Origin of the sequence: Photorhabdus sp. RM96S (assembly GCF_042879335.1) — a bacterium.
Lineage (GTDB): Bacteria > Pseudomonadota > Gammaproteobacteria > Enterobacterales > Enterobacteriaceae > Photorhabdus > Photorhabdus kayaii.
Genome location: NZ_JBHFKT010000036.1, coordinates 18574 through 36538, shown reverse-complemented (window position 1 = coordinate 36538; position 17965 = coordinate 18574). Strand labels below are relative to the sequence as shown.

At 50.6% G+C, this 17965-nt stretch carries 1 protein-coding gene; it reads left to right on the top strand.

What is annotated here, in order from left to right:
• The first annotated feature begins 1150 nt into the window (after positions 1 to 1150).
• Positions 1151 to 17524 carry an amino acid adenylation domain-containing protein gene (locus ACGF49_RS18805; RefSeq protein WP_387492260.1) on the top strand — a complete coding sequence of 5458 codons (16374 nt, stop codon included), beginning with the start codon at positions 1151 to 1153 and terminating at the stop codon, positions 17522 to 17524.
• Positions 17525 to 17965 lie beyond the last annotated feature (441 nt).

Here is a 17965-nt window from a genome sequence, read left to right as displayed (position 1 = left end):
TAAATAAATAGACATATATTTTCATTGTTAATATTGATCAATATAATGTCTATATATTTCTCTGCTGTCTGGAAATTAAACAATATCGAAATGAAATTATAAATTGATAAATGTCTCAGGGCATCAAGTAAATTACCTTGTAGAACGATTTACTTGGGTGATATTGTCTTGTAATTAATGATTTATTGCATATCTTATTGTTTTATAGCAATAATATTTATTGTAAGATAGTATGTAATAAAGCTATTTCTAGTTTTAAATTATTTCTATATGATATTAAATATAATCACATTTATATCGACTTTATAATCTTATTATTATAAAAAAATATAATGGATTTAATTTGAATTTGTATTGGTTCGTTTACGGTATTTACATTAATGATATTATTTATTTGTTGAAAAATAGTGTGTTATGAATTACTTTTAACCCAGCCTTATATTTTCAAATAATTGAATATATAGGATGGTTTGTAAATGTTGAATAAGTTATACCCTATGGATTTCAAGATGCATCGCGGCGGCAAGGGAGCGAATCCCCGGGAGCATAGATAACTATGTGACCGGGGTGAGTGAGTGCAGCCAACAAAGAGACAACTTGAAAGATGACGGGTATACATTTGTAATTGAACTATTAGTTAATTATTAAGATAAAGAATTTATTTTATAAGTAATTATCAAAGTAAACTTTTTTGATAATTTATTTATTTTATCTTTATAAATATATCATTTGTTTTTGAAATAATTTCAATTAGATATTAATAGAGAATAGATAACATACAATGGTGATTTGGTATTTATGCATAATTAAATGCAGTTGACGGTTACATTTTAAATGATGGAATTCAATATTAGCCAATTAAAATTGCAGTCAATTAATCGAACTTATCTAAAAAACGGGAACAAAAATGGAATGTCTTATTCCGGAGCATAAAATAAATTATTTATTCCGTTGTCAGGAAAATTAATGTCAAGAAATTGTTAATTGCTTGTTGTTGACGGGGCTATAGCATCCCGTATCTGAATATTTTGAATTGATATCAGATGTGTCCGTTTTTATTTCTTGGGGGCAAGAAGTGAGAAAGAAATATTGGTGATGGTTGTCAGAAATGACAGTTTTCAAATTTCTAACAGATTCGTTGAGGTAGTAAATGAAAGATAGTATCGCTCAAGCAGGAAGTGATTTTAAAGTTGAACTCCTCTCTCAGACGTCAGAAAATATAACCAACGTAAATGACACTTTACCACCGACTCAAAATGTAAAGAATATTCCCCAGACGTTGACATCCAGTGAATCATTTTGGTGCGAACGTCTTGCTGCTTTGCAACCCCTCCAATTACCTTTTGAAACCGCCGGAGAGCAAATAGAACCCAGTTGGGTAATAAGCGACTGGCAGCTCCCGTTGCCAAAAAACGGTGAAGAGGAACCATTACAAACATTGTTGCAGGCATTCGTTATCTACCTTGCGCGTTTGACTCAGCAGACGGTATTCCAAATCGGTTGGTGCGTGGATGGGGTAAACGATAAGTCGGCAGATTTGGCACCGGTGGTGCCAATGGTCGTTGAGATGGAGTTTGATAAGCCCTGGCATGTGGTAGCGAATTGGCTGGATGGTGAGCTGGCCCGGTTGGCCCGGCACCGCACATTTAGTCGAGATCTCCTCGCGCGCACTCCTTCATTGTGGGCTATTCCGGCGTTGACAAGCCACCGGCCGTGGCGAATTGCCATTGCTGTCATAGCGGAGGATAGACCGTGTGATCATACGGTGCCGGGCGAATTGCTGACGCTCCAAATCAATGTGCAGGGCGGTTTTCGCTGGATTTACGATGAAAATCGCCTGAGCACGGAAGTGATTCTGCGCATGGGTGAACATTTACAGATGCTGGCAGCGTCAAAAAGGCAGGGAGAGGAAATTCCTATTTGGCAGCTTAATGTGTTATCTGAGGCTGAACGTACCTTGCTACTGGAAACCTGGAACGCCACGGAAACCCCTTATCCTGACCCGGTATGTATTCATCAATTGTTTGAACAACAGGCAGAGCAAACCCCACACGCCACGGCGTTGGAATATCAAGAACAGACCCTCAGTTATGCGGAATTGAATATTCGTGCTAACCGGCTGGCTCATCAATTGATTAAGCTGGGCGTCACACCGGACCGACGGGTAGCGATTTGTGTGGAACGTTCCCCGATGATGGTGGTGTCATTGCTGGCCGTGCTGAAAGCCGGTGGGGCTTATGTGCCGTTGGATTCAACTTATCCGCGGGAACGTCTGGCATATATCCTGAGCGATAGTGCACCGTCAGTGGTGCTGGTTGATAAAGCTGGCCGGGCGGCGCTGGGCGAACAGGCGTTGGTAGGAGTGACGGTACTTGATCCCAATATCCAACTTGACCAGCCCGACAACAATCCGCAGATCCCGGCATTAACACCACAGCATCTGGCCTATGTGATTTACACCTCCGGCTCAACCGGACAGCCGAAAGGGGTGATGGTGGAACATCAGGCGATTTATCAACGTTATCTGGGTTTTAATGACACCTATGCCGTCACCGCACAAGACCGGCTATTACAATTTGCCGCGTTTGCGTTTGATGTTTCAGTGGAGGATTTCTTCTCGTCACTATGCAACGGCGCCACACTGGTTATCCGGGATGATAGCTGGCTGGCTTCGATACCGGAATTTATTGCCTTAACCCGACAATATCGTATTACGGTGATGTCACTGCCGACTTTATTCTGGTCTGAACTGGCCGCTAGAGATAATGGATTGCCGCTGCCGGATTGTCTCCGGCTCATCATCATTGGGGGTGAGGCGGTGAAAAAGAGTGCCATTCAGGACTGGTTTAGACAAGCAGGCCATCGGCCTCGGCTGTTGAATGGTTATGGCCCGACGGAAAACACCGTGACGGTGACCTATAAGGAGGTGTTATCCCCAGAGGATGCCCGTTCTATCGGCAGACCGGCTAAAAATGCCCGTATCTACCTGTTGGACAAATATGGCGAACTGGTCCCCGCAGGTTGTGTAGGTGAGATGTATATTGGTGGCGTGGGGGTGGCACGAGGTTATCTGAACCGGCCGGCGTTGAGCGTGGAACGTTTTATGTTGGATACTTTTAGTCCGGTATCCGGCGAACGGATGTATCGCTCTGGTGATTTGGCCCGCTACCTGCCGGACGGTGACCTCGAATTCCTGGGCCGTAACGATGAGCAGGTTAAAATTCGCGGTTTTCGAATTGAACTGGGGGAAATTGAAGCCCGATTGACGGAACACCCGGCGGTACAAGAGGCAGCGGTGCTGGCATTGGATGGCGATCAGGGCAAACGGCTGGTGGCTTATGTGGAGGCGAAAGCGAATGAGAGATTGGCTGCTGATCTGCGTGAATACCTGAGTGCCATTTTGCCTGACTATATGGTGCCGGTGGCCTTTGTGCGTCTGGATAGCTTCCCGCAGACCCCAAGTGGCAAGTTAGATCGCCGGGCGTTGCCTGCGCCCGGGGAAGACGATTTTGCCCGTCAGATTTATGAAGCCCCACAAGGGAAGGCTGAAATCACTCTGGCGGACATCTGGCGTGAGTTATTGGGCATTGAACAAATAAGCCGGCATGACAGTTTCTTTGCGTTGGGCGGTCATTCCCTACTCGGCGTGCAGATGATTGAGCGCTTGCGCCACCTGGGTTTGACACTGACGGCGCATGATCTGTTCCAGTCTCCGGTGCTGTCAGTGTTGGCGCAAACGTTGGGACAGCATCAGGCTGTGATAGTCCCGCCTAACGTCATCACGCCGACAACTACGGCGCTGACGCCGGAGATGTTGCCGCTGATTGATTTGAGTCAGACTGACATTGACCGCATCGTCGAGCAAGTGCCGGGCGGGATAACCAATATTCAGGATATCTATGCGTTGTCGCCGTTGCAGGACGGTATCTTGTTCCACCACCTGTTGGAACAGGCAGGCGACCCCTATCTGGTGCTCTATCCGGTGGCCTTTGCCAACCGGTCTTTGCTGGAACGTTATCTGGCGGCGGTACAACAGGCGGTTGATCGCCATGACATTTTGCGGACGGCGTTTATTTGGCAAGGATTATCCGTTCCGGCGCAGGTGGTTTGGCGTCAGGCACGGTTGCCCGTGACAGAACTGACGCTAGACCCGGCGGACGGTCCAGTCATTGATCAGTTAACCCGGCGTTTTGATCCTGTTCAATATTGTCTTGACTTGAGTCAGGCGCCGCTACTGCATTTTGTTATCGCTCAGGAAGCCGATGGCCGCTGGTTCTTACTGGAATTGCAGCATCATTTGATTGGCGACCATGAAACGATGGAAGTGATGCACCGTGAAGTGCAGGCCTATTTTACCGGACAGGGGGAGAATCTGCCTGCGCCGGTGCCGTTCCGTAATCTGGTGGCTGAGGCCCGGTTGGGAGTGAGTCAGGAAGCGCATACCCGTTTCTTCACCGATATGTTGGCGGCAGTGGATGAGCCAACGTTGCCGTTCGGGTTAACGGGCGTGCATCGTGATGGATCTCAGAAGACGGAATCCCACCGGATGTTGGTTCCTGAGCTAAATGACCGTCTGCGCACTCAAGCTCGACGTTTGGGCGTCAGTCTGGCGGCGTTGTGTCATTTGGCTTGGACACAGGTATTATCGCGTACCAGCGGACAGGAGAAAGTGGTGTTTGGTACCGTCCTGTTTGGGCGCATGGCTGTGGGGGAAGGAATGGGGTTGTTTATCAATACCCTACCGCTGCGGCTGGATATCGATGAAACCCCAGTACGGGACAGTGTGCGGGAGGCGCATCTGCGGCTGGCTGAATTGTTGGAGCATGAGCATGCTCCATTGGCCTTGGCTCAACGATGCAGTGGAGTTGACAGCGGTACGCCGCTCTTTAGTGCCCTGTTGAACTATCGTCATAATGAGCAGCCAGATCCTTTGGATGAAACAATGGCTGGGATTGAATTCCTGGGCGAACAGGAGCGAACTAACTATCCGTTTGTGCTGTCGGTAGAGGACGGTGGCTCTACGCTGGGGCTGACCGCTCAAGTCGTGCGGCCGTTTGATTCGGAAAGCCTATGCGATTATATGCAACAGGCACTGGAGAGTCTGGTGGAAGCGCTGGAGCAAGCGCCAGAAATGCCCGTTCGGGTATTGGAGATCCTGCCGGAAGCGGAGCGTACCTTGTTGCTGGAAACTTGGAACGCGACGGAGACCGTCTATCCAGATCAGTTATGTGTCCATCAGTTGTTTGAACAGCAGGTGGAGAAAACTCCAGCGGCGACAGCGCTGATAGCAGGAGATAAAACGCTAAGCTATACGGAACTGAATACCCGTGCTAACCGGCTGGCGCATCAGTTAACCGAACAAGGAGCTTGTTCCGGTGATCATATTGCGCTCCTGTTAGAGCGCTCGATAGAACTGGTGGTGGCCCAGTTGGCCATTCTTAAAGTCGGCGCCGTTTACGTACCGGTTGATCCCAGTATGCCGGATGAGCGGAAAAACTGGCTGATAAGTGATTGTTCCGCCCGGTTGCTGCTCACCGATACACAGGCTGATATTCCGGCTAACCTGACTGTTCCGCTGTTGCGTCTCTCGGATGAATCAGACACGGACGGAAGAGAGGAAGAGTGCCTCAACCCTGATTTGCCGTGTTCCAGCACCGAGTTAGCGTATATCATGTACACCTCCGGTTCTACCGGTACACCTAAAGGGGTCTTGGTACCGCATCGTGCGGTGGTCCGGCTGGTCATCAATAATGACTATGCTGAAATCGGACCGGATGACCGAGTTGCCTTTACGGCTAATCCGGCTTTCGATGCTAGTACGTTTGAAGTCTGGGCACCGTTGCTCAGCGGCGGGGCGTTAGTGGTTATTGACCGCGCCACGTTATTAACACCACAGGAGTTAGTACCGGTTTTACAGGCTCACCGCATCACAGTGCTGTGGCTCACTATCGGGTTGTTTAACCGACTGGCGGCAGAGTTATCTCCGGTTCTGCCGCAGATAAAGATTCTGATTTTCGGGGGAGATATACCCGATTTACAGGTGATCGCTCAGGTTCTAAATAATCGCCCGCCACAACAACTCTTGCAGGCTTATGGTCCCAGTGAGGGAACCACTTTTACCACTATGTATCCTATCGTGGCATTAACGCAGGGAGTGACCCGTATCCCCATTGGCCGACCGATAGCCAATACACGTATTTATCTGCTGGATGCTTACGGTCAGCCGGTGCCGACAGGTGCGATCGGTGAGATTTATGTGGGGGGAGATGGGGTTGCTTGTGGCTATCTTAATCGCCCTGACCAGACTGCGGAACGTTTCCTGACAGATCCATTTAGTGATCAACTGGATGCGCGTATGTACCGGACCGGGGATTTAGCCCGCTATCTGCCGGACGGTAATCTGGAATTTCTGGGCCGCAATGACCAACAGGTTAAAATCCGCGGCTTCCGCATTGAACCGGGAGAAATTGAGAATCGTCTGGTGGAGCATCCGGCGGTGCGTGAGGCGGCTGTGTTGGCGCTGGGTGATGGATCGGACAAACGGCTGGTGGCCTATGTGGCGGCGGAAGCCCATGAGGGGCTGGCGATTACTCTGCGTGATCACTTGAGTGCCATTTTACCTGATTATATGGTGCCGTCAGCTTTTGTGCGTCTGGATGCTTTCCCGTTAACCCCGAACGGTAAGCTGGATCGCCGGGCGTTACCGGCACCGGACGAAGAGGCGTTTGCCCGCCAGATTTATGTTGCGCCACAAGGAGAGATGGAAATGGCGCTGGCGGCGATTTGGCGTGAATTACTGGGGATTGAACAGGTCAGTCGGTATGACAGCTTTTTTGCGTTGGGCGGCCACTCGTTGCTGGCTGTGCGGATGGTTGAACACCTGCGTCACTTGGGGTTGACGTTGGCAGTGCGTGACCTGTTCCAGTCGCCAGTGTTGTTTGAATTGGCGCAAACATTGGGGCAGCACCCGGTTATGGTGGTGCCATCGAATGTGATTACGTCAGCGACGACGAAAATCACCCCGGAAATGTTGCCGCTAATTGATCTGACTCAGGCTGAGATTGACCGTATCGTCGAGCAGGTGCCGGGTGGGATGACTAATATTCAGGATATCTATGCTCTGTCACCGTTGCAGGACGGTATTTTGTTCCACCATTTATTGGCAAACGAAGGTGATCCCTATCTGGTGGTCAGCCAGATGGCTTTTGCTGACCGGTCTCTGCTAGATCGTTATTTGGCGGCAGTGCAACAGGTGATTGATCGCCACGATATTCTGCGCACTGCCTTTATCTGGCAAGGGTTGTCAGTGCCGGCACAGGTAGTCTGGCGTCAAGCATCCTTATTAGTGACTGAATTGACGCTGGACCCGGTTGATGGGCCGGTTAGCGATCAACTGGCTCGACGTTTTGATCCCCGTCATTATCGTCTCGATTTGGGTCAGGCACCGCTGTTACGTTTTGTGGTGGCGCAGGAGACCGATGGCCGCTGGTTCTTACTGGAATTGCAGCATCACCTGATTGGTGACCATACCACAATGAAAGTGATGAACCGTGAAGTGCGGGCGTACCTTGCCGGGCAAGGGAATAGCCTGCCTGACCCGGCTCCTTTCCGCAATTTGGTGGCTCAAGCCCGGCTAGGGGTGAGTCAGGAAGCGCATATCCGCTTCTTTACTGACATGTTAGCGGAGGTGGATGAGCCTACGCTGCCGTTCGGACTGGCGGATGTGCATCGTGATGGCTCTCAGGAGATAGCATCCCATCGACTGCTGACGGCCAGCTTGAATGACCGTCTGCGTAGCCAAGCCCGACGTTTGGGGGTCAGTCTGGCGGCGTTGTGTCATCTGGCCTGGGCACAGGTACTGTCGTGTACCAGTGGTCAGGAGAAAGTAGTGTTTGGCACTGTACTATTTGGGCGCATGGCGGCGGGAGAAGGGGCTGACAATGGTATGGGGCTGTTTATCAATACCCTGCCGTTACGGCTGGATATGGATGATACGCCGGTACGCGATAGTGTACAGGCCGTACATACCCGGCTGGCGGGATTGTTGGAACATGAGCATGCTTCACTGGCGTTGGCTCAGAGATGCAGCAGGGTTGCCAGCGGTACGCCACTTTTTAGTGCCTTAATGAACTACCGACATAATGATCAGCTTGATCCTTTGGATGAAACGATAGAGGGGATTGAATTCCTGGGCGAACAGGAGAGCACTAACTATCCCTTTGGAATGTCGGTGGAGGACGATGGCGCCACGCTGGGGTTGATTGCTCATGTGGTGCAACCGTTTGATCCGGAAAGCTTGTGCAGTTATATGCAGCAGGCGCTGGAGAGTTTGGTAGAGGCCCTTGAGCAGGCACCAGAGACGCCGGTACGAACACTGAACATCCTGCCGGAAACCGAACGCACGTTGTTACTGGAAACCTGGAACGCCACGGAGAATCCGTATCCTGACGCGTTATGTATTCATCAGTTGTTTGAACAACAGGTGGAGAAAACCCCTGATGCGACGGCGCTGGTGTATCAAGAGCAGACGCTTAGTTATGCCGAATTAAATGCCTGCGCCAATCGCCTTGCTCATCAACTGATTGCGTTTGGCGTAACACCGGATCAGCCGGTAGCCATTTGCGTGGCTCGCTCCCCGACTATGGTGGTGGCATTGTTGGCGGTGCTGAAAGCCGGTGGGGCCTATGTGCCGCTGGATCCAACTTATCCGGGGGAGCGTCTGACGTATATCCTGAATGATACTGCCCCATCAGTGGTATTGGCTGATGCGACCGGACAGGCTGCACTGGGCGACGAGGCGCTGGTCGGGTTGACGGTACTCGACCCGAATATCCAGCCTGACCTGCCGGATAGTAACCCGCAGGTCCCGGCGTTGACGCCACAGCACTTGGCTTACATCATTTATACCTCCGGTTCAACCGGGCAGCCGAAAGGGGTGATGGTAGAACATCAGGCGGTGTATCAACGTTATCTGGGTGTTCATGAACTCTATGCCGTCACCGAGCAAGACCGGGTGTTGCAATTTGCTGCTTTTGCGTTTGATGTTTCAGTGGAAGAGTGCTTCTCGTCATTATGTAACGGAGCCGCGCTAGTTATTCGCGACGATAGCTGGCTGGCTTCAATGGCGGAATTTATTGCCTTAGCCCGGCAAAACCGTATCACGGTGATGTTTTTGCCGACTCTGTTCTGGTCTGAACTGGCGGCCAGAGATAACGGGTTGCCGCTGCCGGATGGTCTCAGGCTGATCATCATTGGCAGTGAGGCGGTCAAAAAGAACGCCATTCAGGATTGGTTTAGGCAGGAAACCTACCAACTCCGGCTATTGAACGCGTATGGCCCGACGGAAAATACCGTGACGGCGACCTGTAAAGAAATATTATCCCCGGCAGATGATCGTTCTATCGGTCGGCCGATTAGGAATACTCGCGTCTACTTACTGGATAGAAACAGGCAACCCGTGCCATTGGGCTGCGTTGGAGAAATGTATATTGGCGGTGTGGGGGTGGCACGGGGTTATCTGAACCGGCTGGCATTGAGCGAGGAACGTTTTATACCGGACCCCTTTAATCCGATGTCCGATGCCCGGATGTATCGCACCGGAGATTTAGCTCGTTATCTGCCGGACGGTGAATTGGAATTCCTGGGGCGTAACGACCAACAGGTTAAAATTCGCGGCTTTCGGATTGAACTGGGGGAAATTGAAACTCGGCTGGTGGAACACCCGGCGGTGCAAGAGGCGATGGTGCTGGCGCTGGATGACGGGCAGGACAAACGGCTGGTGGCCTATGTGGCGGCGGAAGCGAATGAGGGTTTGGCGGTTGATTTGCGTGAACATCTGAAAGCAGTTTTACCTGACTATATGATACCGGCAGCCTTTGTACGTCTGGATAGCTTCCCGCAGACGCCGAATGGCAAGCTAGATCGCCGAGCGTTGCCGGCACCGGGGGAGTCGGCGTTTGCCCGTCAGGTTTATGAAGCCCCGCAAGGGAAGATAGAAACGATGTTAGCGGCTGTCTGGTGTGAATTACTGGGCGTTGAGCAGATTAGTCGATATGACAGCTTCTTTGCATTGGGCGGTCATTCACTGCTCGCCGTACGCATGATTGAACGATTGCGGCGTATCGGTCTGGGGATATCGGTACAAACACTGTTCCAACATCCAACACTCTGTGTTCTGGCGCAGTCTCTGGTTCAGCATGATGAAATCCGGGTGCCTGACAACCGTATTACACCGGATACGACGGTATTGACACCGGCGATGTTGCCGCTGATCGATTTAACTCAGCCTGACATTGATCGTATCGTCGGACAAGTCCCGGGCGGGATGGCGAATATTCAGGATATCTACGCGCTGTCGCCGTTGCAGGATGGCATTTTGTTCCACCATCTGCTGGAGAATGAAGGTGATACCTATCTGTTAATTAGCCAGATGGTTTTTGCTGACCGGGCGCTGTTGGATCGTTATTTGGCGGCGATTCAACGGATAATTGATCGACACGATATTCTGCGTACCGCCTTTATTTGGCAAGGATTGTCAGTGCCGACGCAGGTGGTCTGGCGTCAGGCCCCATTGTCAGTGACGGAACTGACACTGAACCCGGCTGATGGCTCAGTCAGTGACCAGTTAACCCGGCGTTTTGATCCGCGTTATTATCGTCTTGACCTGAGTCAAGCCCCGTTACTGCGTTTTGTTATCGCGCAGGAAACGGATGGTCGTTGGTTGTTACTGGAACTGCATCATCACTTGATCGGTGACCATGAAACGATGGAAGTGATGCACCGCGAAGTTCAGGCGTATCTGATGGGTGAGGAAGAGAGCTTGCCGGTGCCGGTTCCTTTCCGCAATTTGGTGGCGCAGGCCCGGCTGGGTATCAGTCAGGAAGAGCATACCCGCTTCTTTACCGAGATGCTGGCGGAGGTGGATGAACCTACGTTGCCGTTTGGATTGACGGAGGTACATCGTGACGGTTCGCAGGTGACGGAATTCCATCGGATGCTGACGAGTACGCTGAATGACCGTTTGCGTAGTCAGGCTAGGCGTTTGGGGGTCAGTCTGGCGGCGCTGTGTCATCTGGCTTGGGCACAGGTGTTGTCTTGTACCAGCGGTCAGCCGAGTGTCGTGTTTGGTACGGTGCTGTTTGGGCGTATGCAGGCGGGGGACGGTGCTGACAATGGCATGGGATTGTTTATCAATACCTTGCCGTTGCGGCTGGATATCGATGAGACTCCGGTACGGGACAGCGTACAGGCCGCCCATACCCGACTGGCCGGATTATTGGCGCATGAGCATGCGTCACTGGCACTGGCTCAGCGTTGCAGCAAGGTTGCCAGCGGTACGCCACTCTTTAGCGCACTGTTGAACTATCGGCATAATGCTTTGTCGGCAACGTCAGATGAACTGATCAGTGGTATTGAATTTCTTGGTGGACAGGAGCGAACCAACTACCCATTTGTGCTGTCGGTGGAGGATTTTGGTGAATCTCTGGGGCTGACGGCTCAGGTCGTACAACCGTTTGATCCGGAAAGCCTATGCGGTTATATGCAACAGGCGCTGGAGAGTCTGGTAGAAGCTTTGGAGCAAGCGCCGGAGACACCGATACGGGGGTTGAACATCCTGCCTGAAACGGAACGCAGGTTGTTGCTGGAAACTTGGAACGCCACGGAAACCGCCTATCCTGATGCATTATGTATTCATCAGTTGTTTGAGCAGCAAGTGGAGAAGACCCCAGAGGCGACGGCGCTGATAGCGGGCGATAAAACCTTAAGCTATACGGAGCTGAATACATGCGCTAACCGACTGGCTCATCAGTTAATCGAACAGGGAATTCGTCCGAATGACCCTATTGCGCTCCTGTTAGAACGCTCGATAGAACTGGTGGTGGCCCAATTGGCGATTCTCAAAGCTGGCGCTGTTTACGTGCCGGTTGATCCCAGTATGCCGGATGAGCGGAAACATTGGCTGATAAGTGATTGTTCCGCCCGGTTGCTGCTTACTGATACACGGGCTGATATTCCGGCTAACTTGACTATTCCGCTGTTGCGTCTCGCGGATAAGAAAAGTACGAACAGAGAGCAAGATCATGTCAACCTTGATTTGCCGCGTTCCAGCGCCGAATTAGCGTATATTATGTACACCTCCGGCTCTACCGGCACACCCAAAGGGGTTTTGGTACAGCATCGTGCTATGGTCCGGCTGGTCATCAATAATGGCTATGCCAACATCGGACCGGAGGATCGGGTTGCCTTTACAGCTAATCCAGCTTTCGATGCCAGCACGTTTGAAGTTTGGGCACCGTTGCTTAATGGGGGGGCTTTAGTGGTTATCGACCGCGCCACTTTATTGACACCGCAGGAGCTAGTGCTGACTTTACAGGAGCACCGCATCACAGTTCTATGGCTGACTATCGGGTTGTTTAACCGGTTGGCGGCAGAGTTATCTCCCATTCTTCCGCAAATTAAGATCCTGATTTTCGGGGGAGATATACCCGATTTACAGGTGATTGCTCAGGTTCTGGATAATCGTCCGCCACAACAACTCTTGCAAGCCTATGGTCCGAGTGAAGGAACCACCTTTACCACCATGTATCCTATCGAGGCGTTACCGCAAGGAGCGAGCCGGATACCTATTGGCCGGCCGATAGCGAATACGCGTGTTTATCTGCTGGATGCTTACGGTCAGCCGGTACCGCCAGGTGTGATCGGTGAGATTTATGTCGGTGGTGATGGGGTCGCCCAAGGTTATCTCAATCGCCCTGAGTTAACCGCCGAACGTTTCCTTGTCGATCCGTTCAGTGATACCCCGGATGCCCGCATGTACCGAACTGGGGATTTGGCTCGCTATTTGCCGGACGGTAATCTGGAGTTCATGGGCCGTAATGACCAGCAGGTTAAAATTCGCGGCTTCCGCATTGAACCGGGGGAAATTGAGGCGCGTTTAGTAGAGCACCCGGCGGTGCGTGAAGCGGCTGTGTTGGCGTTAGGTGATGGGCCTGACAAACGGCTGGTGGCTTATATAGCGGCACTCGCGGATGACGGGCTGGTGAATAGCTTGCGTACTCACCTGAGTAAAATTCTGCCTGATTATATGGTGCCGTCAGCTTTTGTGCGTCTGGATGCGTTTCCGTTGACGCCGAACGGTAAGCTAGATCGTCGGGCGCTACCGGCACCGGACAGTGAAGCCGTTGCCCGTCAGGTTTACGTCGAGCCACAAGGCGAAACGGAAATGACGCTAGCGGCGATTTGGCGTGAATTACTGGGGATTGAACAGGTTAGTCGATATGACAGCTTCTTTGCGTTGGGCGGCCATTCACTGCTCGCTGTACGCATGATTGAACGCTTGCGTCATTTGGGGTTGACATTGGCGGCGCGTGATCTGTTCCAGTCGCCGGTGCTGTCAGATTTGGCCCAAACGTTGGGACAGCATCAGGCCATAATCGTGCCAGCTAACGTCATCACCTCGGCAACCACGGCGTTGACACCGGAAATGTTGCCACTGATTGATCTAACTCAGTCAGAGATTGACCGTATCGTCGGGCAAATGCCGGACGGAGTTGCCAATATTCAGGATATCTATGCCTTATCGCCGTTGCAGGACGGTATTCTGTTCCATCACTTATTGGCAAACAAAGGGGACCCCTATTTATTAACCGGTCAGATGGTCTTTACTGAGCGGACTTTGCTGGACCGTTATCTGGCGGCGGTGCAACAGGTGGTAAATAGACACGATATCTTGCGTACCGCCTTTATCTGGCAAGGGCTTTCAGTGCCTGCCCAAGTGGTTTGGCGTCAGGCATCCTTATCGGTGACTGAATTGACACTGAACCCAGCCGATGGATCAGTTAGCGGGCAATTGGCTGAGCGTTTTGATCCCCGCCACCATCGTCTAGACCTGAGCGAAGCACCGTTATTGCGCTTTGTGGTAGCACAGGAGACGGATGGCCGTTGGATGGTACTGCAATTGCTGCATCATCTGATTGGCGACCATACCACGCTGGACGTGATGAACCGTGAAGTACAAGCTTATCTGGACGGACTGGAGGAGAGCCTGCCAACACCGACACCTTTCCGCAATTTGGTAGCCCAGGCCCGGCTGGGGGTGAGTCAGGAAGCGCATATCCGCTTCTTTACCGAAATGCTGGCGGAGGTGGATGAACCTACATTGCCGTTCGGATTGACGGAGGTGCATCGTGATGGCTCCCAAGTGACGGAATCGCAGCGGATGTTGGCACCTGAGCTGAATGACCGTTTACGCAGTCAAGCCCGGCGTTTGGGGGTCAGTCTGGCGGCTTTATGTCATCTGGCTTGGGCGCAGGTGTTGTCGCGTACCAGCGGACAGGAACAGGTGGTGTTCGGTACCGTAATATTTGGACGCATGGCGGTTGGGAAAGGGGTTGACAGCGGCATGGGGCTGTTTATCAATACCTTGCCGTTGCGGCTGGATATGGATGATACGCCGGTGCGAGATAGTGTACAGGCAGTACATAGCCAGTTAGCGGGATTGTTGGAACATGAGCATGCCTCACTGGCGCTGGCTCAACGTTGTAGTGGTGTACAGGATGGCATTCCACTGTTTAGCGCCCTGTTGAACTACCGACATAATGATCAGCCAGATCCTTTGGATGAAACGATGGACGGTATTGAATTCCTTGGTGCGCAGGAGTTTACCAACTATCCGTTTGCCTTGTCGGTGGAGGATTTTAGTGACGCACTGGGGCTGACTGCTCAAGTTATCCAACCGTTTGAGCCGGAACGGGTATGCGGCTATATGCAACAGGCATTGGAGAGCTTGGCGGCGGCATTGGAACAGACCCCGGAAACGCCGGTACGGACATTGAACATCCTACCTGAAATTGAAAGTACGTTGATGCTGAAAACGTGGAATGCGACGGAAACCTCGTATCTTGAACTGTTATGTATTCATCAATTGTTTGAACAACAGGTGGAGCAAACCCCTGACGCAACAGCGTTAGTGTATGAGGAGCAAACTTTCAGCTATGCTGAATTAAATGCCCGCGCTAACCGGCTGGCCCATCAGCTAATTACGCTAGGTGTAGAACCGGACCAGCGGGTGGCGATTTGCGTGGCACGTTCACCGGCGATGGTGGTGGGATTGTTGGCGGTGCTGAAAGCTGGCGCAGCTTATGTGCCGTTAGATCCGGATTATCCGGGTGAACGTCTAACGTATATTTTGGCTGATGTTTCACCGGTTATTTTATTGGCTGATGCTGTTGGGCGTACAGTGTTGGGTGAGAATGTGCTTACCGGTCTGACAGTGTTTGATCCGAATACATTGTTTGACCAGCCAGACAGCAATCTTCAGATACCTGAACTGACCTCACGGCATCTGGCGTATGTGATTTACACCTCCGGTTCGACTGGCACACCAAAGGGCGTAATGGTTGAACATAGACAATTGGTCAGTCAAATTACTTCGCTGAACACGAAGTGGTCGCTTAACGCATCTGACCGTCTATTGCAATTTTGCAACCCTTCTTTTGACGTTTGTGCATCAGAAATATTTTGCGCAATAACACAGGGGGCACAATTAGTCTTAAGGACAAATCAGTGGCTCTTGAGTGCGCAGGCGTTCTGGCGTCTGTGCGAGTCTTATAAAATTACCTACATGGCGATACCAGCCCAATTCTGGCGGGTAATATCAAATGTTAATAAAGGCGATATCTATCAGGGCTTAAGGATTATTTGCATTGGTGGTGAAGCGATACCTGATCATGAGTTACAACGTTGGCTATCGACTCACGGTGAATACCCTGTTCTGGCGAATTGCTACGGCCCTACAGAAGCCACGATTACCACGACGACATCTTGCCTAAACGAGGGGATGGGGCAGGCCAATATCATAGGCCGTCCGCTACCGAATACACGTGTCTACCTGCTCGACGTTCAGGGGCAGCCAGTACCGTTAGGCGTTGTGGGGGAATTGTATATTGGGGGCGCGGGTGTCGCACGGGGTTATTTCAACCGTGCTGAACTGACTGCGGAATACTTCCTGACTGATCCGTTTAGCGATAATCCAAATGCACGGATGTATCGAACCGGAGATCTGGTTCGCTACTTGCCGGATGGCAATCTGGAATTCCTGGGACGCCATGATCAACAGGTGAAAATTCGTGGCTTCCGGGTTGAACCGGGTGAAATTGAGGCCCGGTTGGTGGAACATCCTGCGGTAAGTCAATCTGTGGTGCTGGCGTTGGGTGAAGGGCAGGACAAACGCTTAATTGCTTATGTGGTGGCGCAAGCGGATGAGAGGTTGGCGAATAGCCTGCGTACCCACCTGACTGCCATTTTACCTGACTATATGGTGCCGTCAGCCTTTGTGCGTCTGGACGCTTTTCCATTGACACCGAACGGTAAATTAGATCGTCGTGCGCTACCGGAGCCGGACAATGAAGCGTTTGCTCGTCAGGCTTATGAAGCGCCACAAGGCGAAACGGAGACCGTATTAGCCGCGATTTGGTGTGAATTGCTAGGGATTGAGCAGGTTAGCCGGTATGACAATTTCTTCGCGTTGGGCGGCCACTCACTGCTTGCCATGCGAATGATGAATCTTGCTGCCGGTCGGGGTTTGATTTTTACATTGAATGCTTTGTTCCAATTCCCGGTGTTGTCCGAATTGGCAACTAAAATCACCTCAGATTTATTGTCTCAGCCGCGAAGCAGCGCTATATCGGTGCGACCTGATGGAACAGGATTGCCACTGTTCTTTGTTCCCAGTGGCATGGGTGATTATTCTTATGTCTTCGGGCTGGCTCAACATATCCCGTCGGGCTATCCGATTTATGCGCTGCCTTGGCCATCCATCAGTGAAGAACCGATGTTAACGATGGAAGAGCAGGCAGCCAGAATGATCACCTTGATGAAAGCGGTACAAGCGGTAGGCCCGTATCGGATAAGTGGCTACTCTTCCGGTGGGGTATTGGCTTATGCCGTTGTCCAGCGGCTTTTGAGTGCCGGTGAAATGGTCAATTTCTTGGGGTTAATTGATACGCCTGCGCCTCATTATTTTGGGAAGGAGGCTATGCAGCCCAAATACCATTGCTTTACTGAGCTGGCCCGGCAATCAGGGGAGGAATGCAAAGAAAAGATTGCAGCATTGTACCGGCGAATTGATGAGTTGAATTTGGTGCAGTTTATTGAAGCAGCACAAGAATTGGCGTTATATCCCGTCAATCTGCGTGCTGATGTGATCGCAAAACATTGGGAGCAGATCGAACGTTACACGCAAATCGTTGCCGATTATGAGCCGCCAGCATTAGCAATAACGCTGCATCAGTTCTATGCGGTAGAACCTTCTCCTGCTGTTTCTTTTGTGATGGATGAAAAGTCGGAGTCCGTGAATATAGAGCCGTCGTTAGGTTGGGAGCGGGTCATGCCTGATACTTCACTTAAGTTGATTGCTACTCCGGGTAACCATTTTAGTTTATTGGAAGATAATGAGAATAAAACCGCTTTAGCTCAGGCTGTTAATAGGATGATGGCAATCAGTTGTGATGAGGGGGCTTCGTAATACTGATATATTAAGGAAGTACTCAATTATTTAGTTCTAGTGTGATAATCCGGTATGTATTTATTATACCGGATTTTTTATGCATTAAAATAGAATAAGGGAAGTTATCATTCCTATATGAGTTATTTTTTTAGGTTTCTTTGTTATTATTGTTGCTATTTTATATTTTGTGATCTCAAACGGATTTTATTGTTGATTTTATTTTGTTTTGTTGATTGCTTTGGTATCAAAATTATATTTTTAATTTTGCCATTATTATTGGGAATATTTATTGTAATAGATAATTATGAGAAGATAATTGAAGATGTGATCATGGTAATGTGTTTTTGGGTGGTGATATAGGCTAATTTAATTAGCCTTAATTTCATGAGCTCGCTTTAGAATATATTGAGTTTATTTTAAAGGCTTGTGATAATTAAAAGCCTTACTTATTAGGGGTAA

Excerpts from the sequence above, each read along its gene's own strand:
- ACGF49_RS18805 (WP_387492260.1), top strand. The coding sequence starts at position 1,151 with ATGAAAGATAGTATCGCTCAAGCAGGAAGTGATTTTAAAGTTGAACTC.